Origin of the sequence: Pseudomonas sp. NPDC090201 (assembly GCF_044746825.1) — a bacterium.
In the GTDB taxonomy this organism is placed as follows: domain Bacteria; phylum Pseudomonadota; class Gammaproteobacteria; order Pseudomonadales; family Pseudomonadaceae; genus Aquipseudomonas; species Aquipseudomonas putida_AD.
In genome coordinates this window covers 1-16373 of record NZ_JBIVCX010000008.1, presented here as the reverse complement: position 1 = coordinate 16373, position 16373 = coordinate 1, and the positions used below count along the sequence as shown (strand labels likewise).

Genomic DNA, 16373 nt, shown 5'->3' with positions numbered 1-16373 from the left:
CATGCACGGGTATGACTATCTGCTGATTCTGGCCTTCTTCGCATTGGTGCTGCTGCCCGCGCCGTTGCTGGGCCGTTTCTACTACAAGGTCATGGAGGGCGAACGTACCTTCCTGACCCCGGTGATGGGGCCGGTGGAGCGCATCTGCTATCGCCTGTCCGGCGTTGACCCCAAGGTCGAACAGAACTGGAAAACCTACACCCTGGCCCTGCTGGCGTTCAACCTGGCGGGCTTTGTCGCGTTGTTCGCGATTCTGCTGTTTCAGGGCGCGCTGCCCCTCAATCCCCAGGGCTTGCCGGGGATGGAATGGTCGCTGGCGTTCAACACGGCAATGAGTTTCGTCACCAACACCAACTGGCAGAGCTACAGCGGCGAGTCGTCCCTGAGCTACCTGAGCCAGATGGCCGGCCTGACCGTGCAGAACTTCGTCAGCGCCGCCACCGGTATCGCGGTGCTGGTGGCGTTCTGTCGCGGGATCGGTCGCCGCTCGACACAACACCTGGGCAACTTCTGGGCCGACATGACCCGCGCCACCCTCTACGGCCTGCTGCCGTTGTGCATCGTGCTGGCGTTGTTCCTGGTCTGGCAGGGCGTCCCACAAACCTTCGCCCATTACGTGGATGCCGTGACCCTGCAAGGCGCTGACCAGACCATTCCCCTGGGCCCGGCGGCCAGCCAGATCGCGATCAAGCAACTGGGCACCAACGGCGGCGGCTTCTTCGGCGTCAACTCGGCGCACCCGTTCGAGAACCCGACCGCCTGGAGCAACCTCTTTGAGCTGGTGTCGATCATCCTGATCCCGGTGGCGCTGGTGTTCACCTTCGGCCATTACGTCAAGGACATGCGCCAGAGCCGCGCGATCATCGCCTGCATGCTGGCACTGTTCCTGATCGGCGGCGCGACGGCGCTGTGGGCCGAATACCAGCCCAACCCGACGCTGAACCTGGCCTCGGTCGAGCAGACCGCGCCGATGGAAGGCAAGGAAACCCGCTTCGGCACCACCGCCACCGTACTGTGGGCGACCACCACCACTGCGGCATCCAACGGCTCGGTCAACGGCATGCACGACAGCCTCAACCCACTGACGGGCATGATCGCCCTGGCCAACATGATGGTCGGCGAGGTGATCTTCGGCGGTGTGGGCGCGGGGCTCTACGGGATGTTGCTCAACGTGCTGATCGCCGTGTTCCTCGCCGGCCTGATGATCGGCCGCACCCCGGAATACCTGGGCAAGAAGCTACAGGCGCGGGAAGTGAAGCTGCTGGTCGCGACGTTGATCGTGATGCCGGTCGGCGTGCTGGTGCTGGGTGCGCTGGCGGCATCCCTGCCGGGGCCTGCCGGTGCGGTGAGCAACCCCGGCCCCCACGGCTTCAGTCAGCTGCTTTACACCTACACCTCAGCCACCGCCAACAACGGTTCGGCATTCGGCGGTTTCAGTGCCAACACGCTGTTCCACAACCTGATGCTCAGCCTTGCGATGTTCATCGGCCGCTTCGGCTACATCCTGCCGGTGCTGGCACTGGCGGGCAGCCTTGCGGCGAAGAAAACCGCGCCGCTGGGCCTGAACAGTTTCCCGACCCACGGCCCGCTGTTCGTGAGCCTGTTGACCGTGACCATCTTGCTGGTGGGCGGCCTGACATTCCTGCCGACCCTGGCGCTGGGGCCGATTGCCGAACATTTGAGCCTGGGTTTCTGAGGACCGAATCATGAACATGCCTGCACCTGTAATCAAAAATGCTCAACAGCCGGTGACGGAGTCGGCCAAAACCGGTTTCGCCCAGCTGTGGCGCCCGGCGTTGATTCAAGCCTTCGTCAAGCTCGACCCGCGCCAGTTGCAACGCGCGCCGGTGATGCTGGTGGTTGAGCTGACAGCGATCCTGACGACGATCCTGTGTGTGATCCCCAATCCTGCCGTGCCGACCTTTGTCGCCGTGCAGATCGCCCTGTGGCTGTGGTTCACCGTGCTGTTCGCCAACTTCGCCGAAGCACTGGCCGAAGGCCGTGGCAAGGCGCGGGCCGACAGCCTCAAGGCCGGGACCGAAGGTCTCAAGGCGCGCCTGCAAGGGGCGACCGGGGCCTACATCACGGTCAACGCCAGCACCCTGCGCAAGGGCGATGTGGTGCGCGTCGAAGCCGGGGAGCTGATTCCCGGTGACGGCGAGGTCATCGAAGGCATCGCGGCGGTCAACGAGGCGGCGATTACCGGTGAGTCTGCGCCGGTGATTCGTGAGTCCGGCGGTGATCGTTCGGCGGTCACCGGCAATACCCGGCTGGTGTCGGACTGGCTGCTGGTGCGCATCAGCGCCAACCCCGGCGAGTCGACCCTGGACCGCATGATCGCCCTGGTCGAAGGCGCCAAGCGCCAGAAAACCCCCAACGAAGTGGCGCTGGACATCCTGCTGATCGGCCTGACCCTGATCTTCCTGCTGGTGGTCGTGACCTTGCAGCCATTTGCCCATTTCGCCGGCGGCGACCTGCCGCTGGTGTTCCTGGTGGCGCTGCTGGTCACGCTGATTCCCACCACCATCGGTGGCTTGCTGTCGGCCATCGGCATTGCTGGCATGGACCGCCTGGTGCGCCTGAACGTGATCGCCAAATCCGGCCGTGCTGTGGAAGCGGCGGGGGACGTGCACGTCCTGTTGCTGGACAAGACCGGCACCATCACTTTCGGCAACCGTCGTTGCGCGGCGGTGTATGCGGCGCCCGGCGTCAGCGGCAAGGAACTGAGCGAAGGCACGCTGCTGGCCTCGCTGGCGGACGACACCGCCGAAGGCAAATCGATTGTCGAATACCTGCGCGGGCTGCATCAGTTCGCCGAACCAGCGGCGAGCCAGTTGACCGCCGTACCTTTCAGCGCCGAAACCCGCTTGTCCGGCGTCGATTACGACGGTCGCGTGTTCCGCAAGGGCGCAGTGGATTCGCTGCTGGCGTTCCTGGGCCGTGATCGCAGCGACCTGCCCGCGCCGCTGGCCCGGGAAATCGACAAGATCGCCAAGACCGGTGGCACGCCGCTGCTGGTGTGTGGCGACGGCAAGCTTTTGGGGGCCATTCACCTCAAGGACGTGGTCAAGCCCGGTATCCGCGAGCGTTTCGACGAGCTGCGCAAGCTGGGGATTCGCACCGTGATGGTGACTGGCGACAACCCGCTCACCGCCGCTGCGATTGCCGCCGAGGCGGGGGTCGATGACGTGCTGGCTGAAGCCACGCCTGAGAAAAAGCTGGAGCGCATTCGTCAGGAGCAGAACGACGGGCGTCTGGTGGCGATGTGTGGCGACGGCGCCAACGATGCCCCGGCGCTGGCCCAGGCGGACGTCGGCATGGCGATGAACGACGGTACCCAGGCGGCGCGGGAAGCGGCGAACATGGTCGATCTGGACAGCGACCCGACCAAACTGCTGGACGTGGTGCAGATCGGCAAGGAATTGCTGGTGACCCGTGGCGCGCTGACCACCTTTTCGATTGCCAACGACGTGGCCAAGTACTTCGCGATTCTGCCGGCGCTGTTCGCGGCGATCTACCCGCAGCTTGGCGTGCTCAACATCATGCACCTGGCCAGCCCCCAGAGCGCGATTCTCTCGGCCATCGTCTTCAATGCGCTGATCATCGTGGTGCTGATTCCCCTGGCCCTGCGCGGCGTGCGGGTGCAGGCGGCGAGCGCGGCGCATCTGCTGCGGCGCAACCTGCTGATCTACGGGCTGGGCGGGATCGTGGTGCCGTTTGTAGGGATCAAGCTCATCGACCTGCTGCTGACCGCGCTGCACCTGGTGTAACCGTTACCTGCGCTGCGGGCGGGATTGCCAGAGGGCGACCGCCGCAGCCACTGAATTGATCGAGGATTGAGAGATGTCGACTATAGTGCGTCCCGCCGTGAGCCTGATTGTGCTGATGACCCTGATCACCGGCGTGGCATATCCGCTGGTGGTGACCGGCCTCGCCCAGGTGGCGTTCCCGGAACAGGCCAATGGCAGCCTGGTGTACGACGATCAGGACAAGGTGCGCGGCTCGGAACTGATCGCGCAGAATTTCACTGGGGAAGAGTGGTTTCATTCGCGTCCGTCCGCAGGGGCCTACGCCACGGTGGCCAGCGGCGCGAGCAACCTGTCGCCGAGCAACCCGGCGTTGGCCAAGCGCATCGGCGATGATGCCGCGCAGGAGAAAGTCGAAGGGCAGGGGCCGGTGCCGCTGAACCTGTTGACCACCTCGGGCAGCGGCCTGGACCCTCATCTGTCGCCTGCTGCGGCCGATTACCAGGTAACCCGCGTGGCCGTCGCCCGGCACCTGCCGCGCGAAACCGTGCAGCGGCTGGTGGCGGCCAACACCGAACATTCGCTGATCGGCCCGCCGGTGGTGAATGTGCTGGCGTTGAATCAGGGTTTGAGTGAGATTCGGCAGTAGCAGGCACACCGCGCTCCTACGATGGGCGGTGATAGGGAAAAGGTAATTGACCTGGCAACCCTGTAGGAGCGCGCTTGCCCGCGACGGCGATCTCCCTGTGAAACATATGGTGCATGACACACCGCAGTCGCGGGCAAGCGCGCTCCTACAGGGTGTGTCTCGGGATTATCGAACAGGCAATTTTCATCAGGACAACCATCGTGAATTCAGACAGCCGCGCCGACGCCTTGCTGGCCTCTCTTCCCCGGGACGACCGTGGCCGGCTCAAGGTCTTTCTGGGGGCCGCGCCAGGCGTTGGCAAGACCTACGCCATGCTGCAGGCCGCGCACACCCAGTTGCGCCAGGGCGTTTCGGTGCTGGTGGGCGTGGTGGAAACCCACGGCCGCAGCGAGACCGAAGCCTTGCTCGGCGGGCTGGCCCAGCAACCGATGCTGCGCAGCGAATACCGTGGCGTGATGCTCGAAGAAATGGACCTGGACGGCCTGCTCAAGGCCCGGCCGAAACTGGCACTGGTGGACGAACTGGCCCACAGCAACGCGCCGGGCAGCCGCCACGCCAAGCGCTGGCAGGACATTCAGGAGTTGCTCTCGGCGGGCATCGACGTCTACACCACGGTCAACGTGCAGCATCTGGAAAGCCTCAACGACCAGGTGCGCGGCATCACCGGCGTGCAGGTGCGCGAAACCCTGCCGGACTGGGTGCTGCAGGAAGCCTTCGAACTGGTGCTGATCGACCTGCCGCCCCGGGAGTTGCTGGAGCGTCTGCGCGACGGCAAGGTCTATGTGCCCGAGCAGGCGCGGGCGGCCATCGACGCGTTCTTCACCCAGACCAACCTCACCGCCCTGCGCGAACTGGCGATGCAGACCGCCGCAGCCCAGGTCGATAACGATCTGGCGCTGGGCTATCGCCAACTGGGCCAGGCCGCGCCTGCGGTACGCGGCCGATTGCTGGTGGGCGTGGACGGCGATGCGCAGGCCGAACGGCTGGTGCGCCATGCCAGCCGCGTGGCTCAGCGCCGGCATTTGCCGTGGACCCTGGTGCACGTCGATAACGGCCGGTTCTTCGATGAAGTCGCCCGCAGCCGTCTGCAAAACGCCCAGCAACTGGCCGAACGCCTGGGTGGCGAGGTCGTGGTGTTGCGTGCCCCGGAAGTGGCGAAAACCCTGATTCAGCACGCCGCCGAACGTCGGGCCAGCCTGGTGCTGGTGGGCCAGTCGCGGCCTCTGTTGCGCCGCCGTGTGTTCGGCGGTGGCCTGGCGGCCCGGTTGCTGCGCAACGCCCACGGCCTTGAGATCAACGTGCTGGACAGCGAAGCGCGGCCTGATCAACCTCGCTCGAACACGCCCCGTGCGACGCCCTGGTTCGACTACCTGCTGGCGGTGCTGGCGACGATCTGCGCCAGTGCCCTGGCCTGGGCAGTAGCGAGCGTGCTGGCACTGCCAAATATCTCGCTGGTGTTCCTTGCCGCCGTGCTGCTGGTGGCGGTGCGCAGCAGCGTGGGCCCGGCGATGGTCTGCTCGGTGCTGTCGTTCCTGGCCTATGACTTCCTGTTCATCCCGCCGAATTTCTCCCTGAGCATCCAGCGCGAAGAAGACGTGCTGACCTTGCTGTTCTTCCTGCTGATGGCGGCCCTGACCGGCAACCTCGCGGCCCGGCAACGGCGACAATTGCAGGCGCTGCGCGACACGCAGGAAGAAACCAGCGAACTGCTTGACCTGTCCCGGCGCCTGACCGCCGCGACCGACCGCCAGGCCGTGCTCAGCGCCGCCGAGCAGCATCTGGCCGGCTGGCAGGAGCTGGAGGTGTGCATCCTCGACAATCAGAACCAGCAAGGCTGGAAAGTGGAAAGCGGCGGCGCCCTGCAGTTGTCCGAGTTCGAGCGGGCCGCCGCCGATTGGGCCTGGCAGCACGGCCAACCTGCGGGGAAGGGCACCGGCACCTTGCCGTCGGGTGCCTGGTGGTTCCTGCCGTTGTGGGTCGATGATGCGCCGCTGGCGTTGCTCGGCGTCCGGCCACGGGCCGGGCAGAGTTTCACAGCCCAGCGCCGACGTCTGCTGACTGCCCTGAGCCAGCCATTGGGTCAGGCGCTGGCGCGCGCGCGGCTGGCCGAAGACCTGGAAGCCGCCCGCCTGCATGGCGAAACCGAACAACTGCGCAGCGCCTTGCTGGCCTCGGTGTCCCATGACTTGCGCACGCCTCTGACCGCCATGCGTGGCAGCATCGACAGCCTGCTGGCGCTGGGCGAGGCGATCCCGCTGGCGGATCGTCAGGAATTGCTGGAAGGCACTCGCGACGAGGCCGAGCGCCTGGATCGCTACATCCAGAACCTGCTGGACATGACCCGCCTGGGCCACGGTGCGCTGAAACTGGCCCGGGACTGGGTCGCCCCGGCAGATATCGTCGGCAGCACCCTGAACCGCCTGCGTGCGGTGCTGGCGCCGTTGCAGGTCAATACCGAGCTGCCCGTCGAGCTGCCGTTGCTGTACGTGCATGCGGCGCTCATCGAGCAGGCGCTGATCAACGTGGTGGAAAACGCAGCGCGCTTTTCGCCGCTCCATGGCCGCTTGCAGATGGAAGTGAACGCCTCGTCCGATGAGCTGGTTTTTTCAGTCAGCGACGAGGGGCCGGGCATTCCCGAGGATGAACGGGCGAAGATCTTCGACATGTTCTACACCGCCGCCCGCGGCGATCGCGGCGGGCAGGGCACGGGGCTAGGGCTGGCGATCTGTCAGGGCATGGTCGGCGCCCACGGCGGGCGGATCAGCGTGGGTGACGGCATCGACGGACGCGGCACCCGCATCAGCCTGCACCTGCCGCTGCAGACGCAGCCCCAGGGGGAAACCGAGGCGGCAATGGGTTAGGCTTCTGCTGACAAAATGAGGACCCGTAGCAGCACGGCTTGCCGGCGGGGGCGGCGTGTCAGGCGATGCATCACTGACGGATGTACCGCTCCCGCCGGCAAGCCGTGCTGCTACGGGTCCCAAGTGACTATTTAACAGGAAAACCATGAGCCAGACGGCAACCATTCTGGTGATCGACGATGAACCGCAGATTCGCAAGTTCCTGCGCATCAGTCTCGCCTCACAGGGCTACAAAGTGCTGGAAGCCGGCACCGGGAGCGACGGGCTGAGCCAGGCGGCGCTGAACAAGCCCGATCTGCTGGTGCTCGACCTGGGCCTGCCGGACATGGACGGCCAGGACGTGCTCAGCCAGTTCCGCGAATGGTCGGCAGTGCCGGTGCTGGTGTTGTCGGTGCGCGCCAGTGAAGGGGAAAAGGTACGGGCGCTGGATTCAGGCGCCAACGACTACGTGACCAAGCCGTTCGGCATCCAGGAGTTTCTGGCGCGCATCCGGGCCCTGTTGCGCCAGGCGCCGGACTCCGGTCAAGCCGAGTCGGCGCTGGTGATCGGTCCGCTGACCGTGGATCTTGCCTATCGGCGGGTGATGCTCGACGGCAACGAAGTCGCCCTGACCCGCAAGGAATACGCAGTCCTTGCGCAACTGGCGCGGCATCCGGGGCGGGTCATCACCCAGCAGCAACTGCTCAAGGACATCTGGGGGCCGACCCACGTGGAGGATACCCATTACCTGCGCATCGTCGTCGGCCACCTGCGCCAGAAACTCGCCGATGACCCGACCGCGCCCCGCTTCATCGTGACCGAGGCGGGGGTGGGGTATCGGCTGATTTCGGCCTAGTGCTCGCGCTCGTACCGATCCAGCGTATCCCGGGCAATTTCACGCCCCAGCGCGATCAGCTCCGGGGCCTTGTAGAACTCGAAGAAACGGCAGACCCGCTTGGGCACGTTGATCAGGATGTCGGGCGGGTAACCGGCGATCTTGTATTGCGCCAGTGACGTCTGCATGACCTCGAAGCTCTGGTTGATCAGGTCCAGCAGTGAGGCGGGGCCGACGTTATCGATGATCACCGCGCCGCTGGCCGACTTCGGCGCGCCGGGTTCGGTGGGGGCCGCCGCCGGCTGCTGGCCCTGAGGGTTGGCCGACTCGCCTCCCGCGCTGGGCCAGGGATCCGGCAGCACGGCGGCGGTGGCCTTGAGGCTGTCCTGCTGCAGCCGCAACACATCGCCACCGCCGACCTCCAGCTTGCGCCGGAATGGCAGGTGCGAGCCGATGGAGGCGATCAGGCTGTCGAAGCGTTTCTTCACCGCCGGCGGGCGTTCGATCACCGGGAGCTGATACTGCTTCTGGTTGGTGGAGTTGAGGTTGACCGCCACGATCAGGTCGCAGTGGCTGGAGACCACCGGCACGATCGGCAAAGGGTTGAGCAGGCCGCCGTCCACCAGGGTGCGGTTGCCCTGGACCACCGGGGTGAAAAGGGTGGGGATCGCCGCCGACGCGCGCATGGCCGCATGCAGATTGCCCTCCTGGAACCAGATTTCCTGCTGGTTGGTCAGGTCGGTCGCGACGGCGGTGTAGGGGATGCGCAAATCCTCGATATTCACCTCGCCGACGATCTCGCGAATCTGCCCGAACACCTTCTCCCCGCGAATCGCCCCCAGACGAAAGCTCACGTCCACCAGACGCAGCACGTCCAGGTAATCGAGGCTTTCGATCCAGGCCCGGTACTGCGGCAATTTTCCGGCGGCGTAAATCCCGCCGACCACTGCCCCCATCGAACACCCGGCGATGCAGGCGATGTCATACCCGCGCCGCTCCAGTTCCTCGATCACCCCGATGTGCGCATACCCCCTGGCACCGCCGGACCCCAACACCAGCGCTATTCTTTTTTTCATTGGCAGGTCCCCCGTTGCAGTGCTTCTACCCTACGCCCAAGCCTGCCGCGAATCATCAGGTGTTTGTATAACCCGTGCGACATAAAACAGATACTCTGCGACGCGCCGTTATGGCACTTTTGCATCGACGCACCGTCCAACTCGCATTGTCGATTTCCATTGTTGAGGTAACACCCGATGAAAGCCTGGATCTGCCTGCCATTGCTCGCCCTTGTTCTCACAGGCTGCGCCGGTAAAACCGCCTACCGCGACAGCTGCGCCACCAATCTGGACGCCGCCTGGCACGAGCTGGACCTGGCCAAGGCCGAAGGCTTTGCCGGTACCGTCAGTTACTCCAAGGCCCTGTCGTTGCTGACCGGCGCCAAGACCCAACAGCAGTTCGAAGCCTTTGAAGGCTGCAACGAGAAGGCCGAGAAAGCGCGCTTCTACATTCGCGAATCCCGCGCCGGCCGCTGAGTTCGGATAATGATCGTTCCCACGCTCCGGCGTGGGAACGATCATGTGACGCTCCGCGTCACGGGGCGCGGAGCGTCCCCGGCGGCATCCCCACGCAGAGCGTGGGGACGATCAATGCCATGGAACGCTTCGTTCTTGCCGCTCTGCCTCGCCCATGTGCAATAAATCCATCCCCAATCCCATCCCGCTCTGGCGAAAAGGCCTACGCTGATTTTAAAGTGGCTGTACGCTAGGTCTTTTCTGCGGTCCTTGAGCCGTGAGCAGTCGCCTGGGGAGGCTTTCCAATGGGCAGAAAACTCGATCTGTGTCTGAACGCGATCAACGAGGTGGTACTGGGCAAGGAGCCTCAAGTGCGATTGGCCCTGACCTGCCTGCTCGGCGGGGGCCATCTGCTGATCGAGGATTTGCCCGGCATGGGCAAGACCACCTTGAGCCACACCCTGGCCCGGGTCCTGGGCCTGAGCTTCCAGCGCATCCAGTTCACCTCCGACCTGCTGCCGGGCGACATCCTCGGTACCTCGATCTTCAACCGCGAAACCGGGCAGTTCACCTTTCATCCGGGGCCTATCTTCGCCGAACTGGTGCTGGCCGACGAGATCAACCGGGCCACCCCCAAGAGCCAGAGCGCGTTGCTCGAAGCCATGGAGGAAGGGCAGGTGACCATCGAGGGCGCAACCCGGCTGCTGCCTGATCCGTTTTTTGTCATCGCGACGCAGAACCCGTTCAGCCAGGGCGGCACCTTTGCCTTGCCCGAGTCGCAACTGGACCGTTTCCTGATGCGCCTGTCGCTGGGCTACCCGGCGCGCTCGGCGGAAAAGGCGCTGTTGCAGAGCGAATCCCGCCGCGAGCTGCTGCCGCGCATCGAGCCGATCATCGATCACGGGCAACTGGCCGCCTTGCAGGAAGAGGCCCGGCGGGTGCGGGCCAGCGATGCGCTGATCGACTATGTCCTGCGCCTGGTGGACGCCACTCGCAGCCAGCCGCAGTTTGCGTACGGGCTGTCGCCCAGGGCCAGCCTTGCGATTCTGTCGGCGGCGCGGGCCTGGGCGTTGTTGATCGGTCGTGATTACGTGATACCTGAAGACGTCCAGGCGATCCTGCCTGCGGTGATCGGCCATCGCTTGCGCGATCGTACCGACCCCACCGGGCATGGAGGCGGGGCGTTGGTCCAGTGGCTGCTGCGCGAGGTGCCGGTGCTTTGATCGAACAGTTCAAGCCGCTCTGGCAGCGCTGGGTGGGACGCCGTATCCCCCCGGCCTCGCGGATCGAGCTGAATCACCGTCGAATCTTCATACTGCCGACCCGGGTCGGTGGCACCTACGCGTTCGTGCTGGTGTTGCTGTTGCTGGTGTCGATCAACTACCAGAACAGCCTGGCCTACGGCCTGACATTCCTGATGCTGTCGGTGGGCATCCTGGCGATTCTGCACACCTACCGCAATTTCACCGGGCTGGTGCTCAGTGCCAGCAACGCCCGCTCGGTGTTCGTCGGCGAGCCGGTGCAACTGCGCCTGCGTCTGGAGAGCGCCGGCAGCGGCCATCATGCCATCGCCCTGGGCTGGGACACCGAACAGCTCGAACAGGCCGACGTCGCTGCCCATAGCCAGCAGGAAGTGGCGCTGACCCTGCCTGCGATCAACCGTGGCTGGCTGCGGGCGCCGCGCCTGCGGGTCGAAAGTGTGTTTCCGCTGGGCATCTTCCGCGCCTGGAGCTGGCTGGACCTGGAGCAGACGGTGTTGATCTACCCGCGCCCGGTGCCCGGCAGCATGCCGTTGCTGCAAGGGGTGCAACCTCATGCCGAGGACGACGGCCAGGCCACGCGCGGGGAAGGCGTCGACGATTATCAGGGCCTGCGCCCGTGGCAGGCCGGCGATTCGCTGCGGCGCATGCACTGGAAGGCGTGGTCCCGGGGGCAGGGGCTGATGGTCAAGGAGTTCACGGACCTGTCGGGCCACGATTTGTGCCTGGATTTCATGGCGCTGGGCGGCGACATCGAAGAGCGCCTGTCGCGCTTGTGCTACTGGGTGCTGGAGCTGTCGCAACGCCAGCAGCCGTTCGCCCTGCGCCTGCCGGGCTTCCTGTCGGCGGTGGACAGCGGCGATGCCCATCGTGAAGCCTGCCTGCGCCAGTTGGCGCTGTACGGCGTGCGGGCATGAGGGGCGCGCGGCCATGACCCTGGGCAATCTTGCCAAGCCCATCCCCAGGGCCAGCCTGAACTGGCTGCTGATTGCCCAGGCACTGGTCATCGTGCCGTTTTCCCTGCACGTTCCCGTTTCCTTGATCGTGCTGTGGCTGGCCTGCACCTTCTGGCGCATCCAGATCTTTCGCATGCGCGTGCGCATGCCCGGCAACTGGGTCAAGTCCGGGTTGCTGGTGGGCACGGCGGGCGGCATCTTCCTGGCCCGAGGCAGCCTGGTGGGGCTGGACGCGGGGGCGGCGTTGCTGATCGCGGCGTTCATCCTGAAGATGCTGGAAATGCAGACCCGCCGCGATGCCCTGGTGCTGATTTTCCTGGGGTTCTTCTGCGTGTCGGTGGGGTATCTGTTCGAGGATGCCCTGCTCTGGGGACTGTTCACGATTCTGCCCATCGTCACCCTGCTGGCGGCGCTGATCGGCTTGCAGCAGTCCGGTTTTGCCAGCAAGCCGGCGGACACCCTGATGCTGTCGGGCAAGCTGGTTTTGCAGGCTGTGCCGCTGATGTTGCTGCTGTTTCTGTTCTTTCCGCGCCTGGACCCGCTGTGGTCGCTGCCCCAGCCCAGCAACAAGGCCCTGACCGGTCTGTCCGACAGCATGGCGCCGGCCGATGTCACCGAATTGAGCAAGTCGGCTGCGCTGGTGTTCCGAGCCAGTTTCGAGGGGCCGGTGCCACCACGCGATCAGCAATACTGGCGCGGCCTGACCCTTGAACAGTTCGACGGACGCCGCTGGTCCCAGTCATCCCGGGCCCAGGTGCCCGATGCGCCGGACTGGCGCCGCGATGGCGAAAAGGTCAGCTACAGCGTGGTCATGGAGCCGACCGGCAAACCCTGGTTGATGACCCTGGATGTGGGTGAGACGGACCTTGCCGGGGTGCGCCAGATGAGCGATTTCCGCTGGCAGCGCAGGCGGCCCATCGACCAGTCGATCCTCTACACGGTCAACTCCTGGCCTGACGCCGTGCGGGAAACCACCCTCAGCGACGGCGCCCGTTCCCAGGACCTGCAGCTGCCGGCGAAGGTCAACCCCGAGGCCCGGGAATGGGCGGCCGACCTGCACCGGCGCTACCCTCAGCCCGACAGGCTGGTTGACGCCGTGCTGTCGAATTTCGCCGAACAGCCGTTTCACTACACCCTCAAGCCGCCGGCGCTGGGCCCCAACAGCATCGATGACTTCCTGTTCGGCAGCCGCTCGGGGTTCTGCGCGCACTACGCGGGGGCGATGACCTTCGTGCTGCGGGCTGCCGGCATTCCGGCACGAGTGGTGGCGGGCTATCAGGGCGGGGAGCTGAACCCTGACGGAAATTACATCAGTGTGCGTCAGTTCGATGCCCACGCCTGGGTCGAATACTGGCAGACGGGTGTGGGCTGGCGCAGCGTCGACCCGACGGCGGCGGTGGCACCGGCGCGAATCGAACAGGGACTGGAACAGGCACTGGCCGCTGACGAGGAATTTCTCGGTGACTCGCCGATGTCGGCCCTGCGCTACCGCCATCTGGCCTGGCTCAACGCGATCCGCATGAGCTGGGATAACCTCAACTACGGCTGGCAGCGCTGGGTACTTGGCTATCAGGGGCAGCAGCAGTTGCAGGTGCTGGGGCGCTGGTTCTCCGGGTTTCACGCGCCGGTGTTCGCGGGCGGCGCCGTGGCGATCCTCGGCTTGCTGGCGCTGTGGGTGTTCAAGCCCTGGCGGCGGGAAAGCGATTCGCAGTTGCGGCTGTTCAACGCATTCGAACGACTGCTGGCCCGTCATGGTCTTAAACGACAGCAGGGCGAAGGTGCGCAGGCGTTCGCCCGACGCGCGGCCCAGCATTTTCCCGCGCAGGCCGAGGCCATCGAAGCGTTCGCCCGGGAATTCGAAGCCCAGCGGTACGCCGGAGTTGCAGGCTCGGTCGGGCATTTACGCCGACGTTTGAAATATCTACGCCGTAGCCTGCCCTGGCGCCTGTCGGCGGTCAGAGACAAGCCGCGGTCATGAATGAATAAAGGAGTGGTTCGATGTCCTCAATGGTCGATCATCTGGTCGCCGAGATTCTCAGTCTCAACGTCAAGTTGCTGGCCTGTCACGCACGGCTGGCCGCGTCGACGGACAGCGAAGCGCTGCACGATCTGCGCACCACCGTCAGGCGTCTGCGCAGCGTTCTGCGCCCGCTGCGCGGTCTGCCGGGGATGGATCAGGTCGAAGAGGCGGCCAAGGGCGTCGGTGACCTGACCACGCCGCTGCGTGACATGCAGGTGCTGGCGGCCTTCCTGCACAAGCAAGGCATGCACGAGCCTGCCCGCAAACGCACGCACTATCTGGACACGGCCTGCCCGCAAGTGGCCACCAGCGCTGAACTCAATCGCCTGCTCGGCGTGCTGGACCAGTTGCCGTCGTTCCTGCGTGCCCAGCAACGCCATGGCCTGCTCAAGAAGCTGCGTCAGCGGATCGAGAAGCGCATGGACAAACAGTGGAAGAAGCTGCGCGAGGCGATGGCCGACCCTGCCCATGACCGCCATCGCCTGCGCCTGCTGATCAAGCGGGTGCGCTACGCCGCCGAGGCCTACCCTGAGCTGAGCCATCAGCCTGACGGGATGCAGAAGCGCCTCAAGGCGGCCCAGGGCGCGCTGGGCGACTGGCACGATCACTTGCAGTGGCTGGCCCAGGCCGAAGAACAGAAGGACCTTGCGCCTTGTTTGGCCGGATGGGAATTGGGGATTCTGCGTGCCGAGGAGAAATCCGACAAGGCGCTGGATCGCCTGTTTCATGCCTGCTTTGGCGAAAAGCCCGCCCACTGATCCCGATCAGGCCGCAGGATTGGCAGTTATGAACCCTGTCCTGCGCCATCGGCCTCGCTAACATCCGGAAAACCCTGTCGTCCGCCTCCAGGAGTGCGCATGAAATTTTCCGAATTACTCGATGCCGTGCGGGATAACCCGGGTAACGTTTCCATCCCCGCTGCCTGGGGCCAGGGCCGTTCCTGTTTCGGTGGCCTGATGGCGGCGCTGCAGTTCGAAGCCATGCGCGCCAGGGTTGCGGCTGACCGGCCCGTGCGTTCCCTGGCGATCTGCTTTGTCGGGCCGCCTGCGGTCGATGTGCCGATTTCCTTCGAGGTGGAGATTCTGCGTGAGGGCAAGGCGGTCAGCCAGGTGCTGGGCCGGGCGGTGCAGAACGGCCAGACCGTGACCTTGATCCAGGGCAGCTTCGGCGCGCCGCGTGAATCGATGATCGCGGTACAGGCCGAGCCCGCGCCGTCGTTCAAACCGGTGCAGGACGTACCGGCCTTTCCGTTCATCCCCGGTGTCATGCCCGAATACCTGCGCTTCATCGTAATGCGCTGGGCGCTGGGCGGCTTTCCCTATTCGAACACGCCATCGCCCGCCATTGGCGGCTACGCGCGCCTGCGCGACGTGGAAGAAGAACCGCTGACCGAGGCGCATCTGTTGGCCCTGGTAGATACCTGGCCGCCAGCGACCTTGCCGCACCTGAGCAAACCGGCGCCGGGCAGCTCGCTGACCTGGACCATCGAATTCGTTCAACCCTTGCCGGCCATGACTACCCATGACTGGACGCAATATCGTGCGGTGATCGAACACGCGCGAGACGGTTACGGCCATGTGGCCGCCGCGTTGTGGACGCCGAAAGGAGAGTTGGTGGCGATCAGCCGCCAGACGGTGACGGTGTTCGGATAGGTACGATGTGCTGAAGAAGGGCGTATCAACGCTGTTTTTGGGCCGCCCCGATACCTTACTGGCCCCGGGCTTTGATGGCCTGCGCCGCGATCAGACCCAACACGCCGATCCCCGCTGACGTCACGCTGGCGTTCAACGCGCCGTCGAGCAACAGCAGACCCGAGACGATGGACAACGGGAACGCCATCGACGACAGCACCAGATTGGATGACAGGCCGGATTTGTTCACGGCCGAGAAGAAATCGTCGAGGTGCAGGTTGGTGATGAACTTGGGCATGATGCAGGCCTCCATGGACACTGAATAAGAACTGTTTTCGATGGATTCAGAATAGGCCCGCCAGCCCATCGCGGCGAATGGAGGTTTGCTATCGCCGCGATAGGGGGCATGGGTTTAGCCAATCGCATCGGCGCCACCTCCCGTAGCAGCACGGCTTGCCGGCGGGGCGATTTCTGGGCCGTCGACGCCGGCAAGCCGGACTGCTACGGATGTCGTCACCTCAACCTTGTAGGAGCGCGCTTGCCCGCGATGGCGTCCGGAAGACCGCCGACGCCGGCAAGCCGGACTGCTACGGGTGTGGTCACCTTAACCTTGTAGGAGCGCGCTTGCCCGCGATGGCGTCCGGAAGACCGCCGACGCCGACAAGCCGGACTGCTACGGGTGTGGTCACCTCAACCTGTAGGAGTGAGCTTGCTCGCGATGGCGCCTTTGAGATCGCTCCCGCCGGCAAGCCGTGCTGCTACGGGATGGGATTCAACCAAAGATTTTGATCTTGCTTTTGATCTTGTGCGCGAAGGTGCAGGCGCCGCAGAACGCGACGTCAAGGCGCCAGGCCGAGCGCAGGTGTCGTGGAGGGGGATGAGCGGCAGGAAGCCGCGAAAGCCGTGCGGGCCAGGGACGGCCCATC

The 16373-nt window shown here is 65.1% G+C and carries 13 protein-coding genes; 11 read left to right on the top strand and 2 right to left on the bottom strand.

What is annotated here, in order from left to right; genetic code table 11:
- Position 1 precedes the first annotated feature (1 nt).
- The 5 genes from kdpA (at position 2) to ACIPOO_RS19845 (ending at position 8091) form a co-directional block, all read left to right on the top strand.
- Positions 2-1696 (top strand): potassium-transporting ATPase subunit KdpA, encoded by a 1695-nt coding sequence (kdpA, locus tag ACIPOO_RS19865; protein WP_400609250.1) that lies wholly within the window; start codon positions 2-4, stop codon positions 1694-1696.
- A gap of 10 nt (positions 1697-1706) precedes the next feature.
- Positions 1707-3770 (top strand): potassium-transporting ATPase subunit KdpB, encoded by a 2064-nt coding sequence (gene kdpB / locus ACIPOO_RS19860; RefSeq protein WP_274131369.1) that lies wholly within the window; start codon positions 1707-1709, stop codon positions 3768-3770.
- A gap of 73 nt (positions 3771-3843) precedes the next feature.
- The gene (gene kdpC, locus ACIPOO_RS19855; RefSeq protein ID WP_400609247.1) at positions 3844-4395 is read left to right on the top strand and encodes a potassium-transporting ATPase subunit KdpC; all 552 of its coding nucleotides are present in this window, start codon (positions 3844-3846) and stop codon (positions 4393-4395) included.
- Positions 4396-4595: 200 nt separating this feature from the next.
- Positions 4596-7256: a DUF4118 domain-containing protein gene (locus ACIPOO_RS19850; RefSeq protein WP_400609244.1), complete on the top strand. Its 2661-nt coding sequence runs from the start codon at positions 4596-4598 to the stop codon at positions 7254-7256.
- 145 nt (positions 7257-7401) lie between these two features.
- A complete protein-coding gene (locus tag ACIPOO_RS19845; protein ID WP_400609242.1) occupies positions 7402-8091 on the top strand; it encodes a response regulator in 690 nt (229 codons plus the stop codon).
- Here ACIPOO_RS19845 and ACIPOO_RS19840 read toward each other — a convergent pair.
- Positions 8088-9146, bottom strand: coding sequence for a patatin-like phospholipase family protein (locus ACIPOO_RS19840; protein ID WP_400609240.1), 1059 nt, complete (start codon positions 9144-9146; stop codon positions 8088-8090). The genes ACIPOO_RS19845 and ACIPOO_RS19840 overlap by 4 nt on opposite strands.
- A 177-nt stretch (positions 9147-9323) precedes the next feature.
- Between ACIPOO_RS19840 and ACIPOO_RS19835 the strand changes: the two genes are divergently transcribed.
- The 6 genes from ACIPOO_RS19835 (at position 9324) to ACIPOO_RS19810 (ending at position 15468) form a co-directional block, all read left to right on the top strand.
- Complete coding sequence (locus ACIPOO_RS19835) at positions 9324-9602, top strand: hypothetical protein (RefSeq protein WP_166595210.1); 279 nt, start codon at positions 9324-9326, stop codon at positions 9600-9602.
- A gap of 284 nt (positions 9603-9886) precedes the next feature.
- Positions 9887-10804 carry a MoxR family ATPase gene (locus ACIPOO_RS19830; protein ID WP_274131364.1) on the top strand — a complete coding sequence of 306 codons (918 nt, stop codon included), beginning with the start codon at positions 9887-9889 and terminating at the stop codon, positions 10802-10804.
- Positions 10774-11757 carry a DUF58 domain-containing protein gene (locus ACIPOO_RS19825; RefSeq protein WP_274131363.1) on the top strand — a complete coding sequence of 328 codons (984 nt, stop codon included), beginning with the start codon at positions 10774-10776 and terminating at the stop codon, positions 11755-11757. Before ACIPOO_RS19830 ends, ACIPOO_RS19825 begins: the two co-directional genes overlap by 31 nt.
- Positions 11758-11770: 13 nt before the next feature.
- Positions 11771-13774: a DUF3488 and DUF4129 domain-containing transglutaminase family protein gene (locus ACIPOO_RS19820; RefSeq protein ID WP_400609417.1), complete on the top strand. Its 2004-nt coding sequence runs from the start codon at positions 11771-11773 to the stop codon at positions 13772-13774.
- 20 nt (positions 13775-13794) lie between these two features.
- On the top strand, positions 13795-14574 hold the full coding sequence (locus ACIPOO_RS19815; RefSeq protein WP_400609237.1) for a CHAD domain-containing protein: 780 nt from the start codon (positions 13795-13797) through the stop codon (positions 14572-14574).
- Positions 14575-14673: 99 nt separating this feature from the next.
- On the top strand, positions 14674-15468 hold the full coding sequence (locus ACIPOO_RS19810; RefSeq protein WP_400609235.1) for an acyl-CoA thioesterase: 795 nt from the start codon (positions 14674-14676) through the stop codon (positions 15466-15468).
- Positions 15469-15523: 55 nt separating this feature from the next.
- Here ACIPOO_RS19810 and ACIPOO_RS19805 read toward each other — a convergent pair whose 3' ends face one another.
- Complete coding sequence (locus tag ACIPOO_RS19805; RefSeq protein WP_274131360.1) at positions 15524-15745, bottom strand: hypothetical protein; 222 nt, start codon at positions 15743-15745, stop codon at positions 15524-15526.
- Positions 15746-16373: the final 628 nt, after the last annotated feature.

Coding starts and splice junctions, on each gene's coding strand:
- kdpA (WP_400609250.1), top strand. CDS start 2: ATGCACGGGTATGACTATCTGCTGATTCTGGCCTTCTTCGCATTGGTG.
- kdpB (WP_274131369.1), top strand. CDS start 1,707: ATGAACATGCCTGCACCTGTAATCAAAAATGCTCAACAGCCGGTGACG.
- kdpC (WP_400609247.1), top strand. CDS start 3,844: ATGTCGACTATAGTGCGTCCCGCCGTGAGCCTGATTGTGCTGATGACC.
- ACIPOO_RS19845 (WP_400609242.1), top strand. CDS start 7,402: ATGAGCCAGACGGCAACCATTCTGGTGATCGACGATGAACCGCAGATT.
- ACIPOO_RS19840 (WP_400609240.1), bottom strand. CDS start 9,146: ATGAAAAAAAGAATAGCGCTGGTGTTGGGGTCCGGCGGTGCCAGGGGG.
- ACIPOO_RS19835 (WP_166595210.1), top strand. CDS start 9,324: ATGAAAGCCTGGATCTGCCTGCCATTGCTCGCCCTTGTTCTCACAGGC.
- ACIPOO_RS19830 (WP_274131364.1), top strand. CDS start 9,887: ATGGGCAGAAAACTCGATCTGTGTCTGAACGCGATCAACGAGGTGGTA.
- ACIPOO_RS19820 (WP_400609417.1), top strand. CDS start 11,771: ATGACCCTGGGCAATCTTGCCAAGCCCATCCCCAGGGCCAGCCTGAAC.
- ACIPOO_RS19815 (WP_400609237.1), top strand. CDS start 13,795: ATGTCCTCAATGGTCGATCATCTGGTCGCCGAGATTCTCAGTCTCAAC.
- ACIPOO_RS19810 (WP_400609235.1), top strand. CDS start 14,674: ATGAAATTTTCCGAATTACTCGATGCCGTGCGGGATAACCCGGGTAAC.
- ACIPOO_RS19805 (WP_274131360.1), bottom strand. CDS start 15,745: ATGCCCAAGTTCATCACCAACCTGCACCTCGACGATTTCTTCTCGGCC.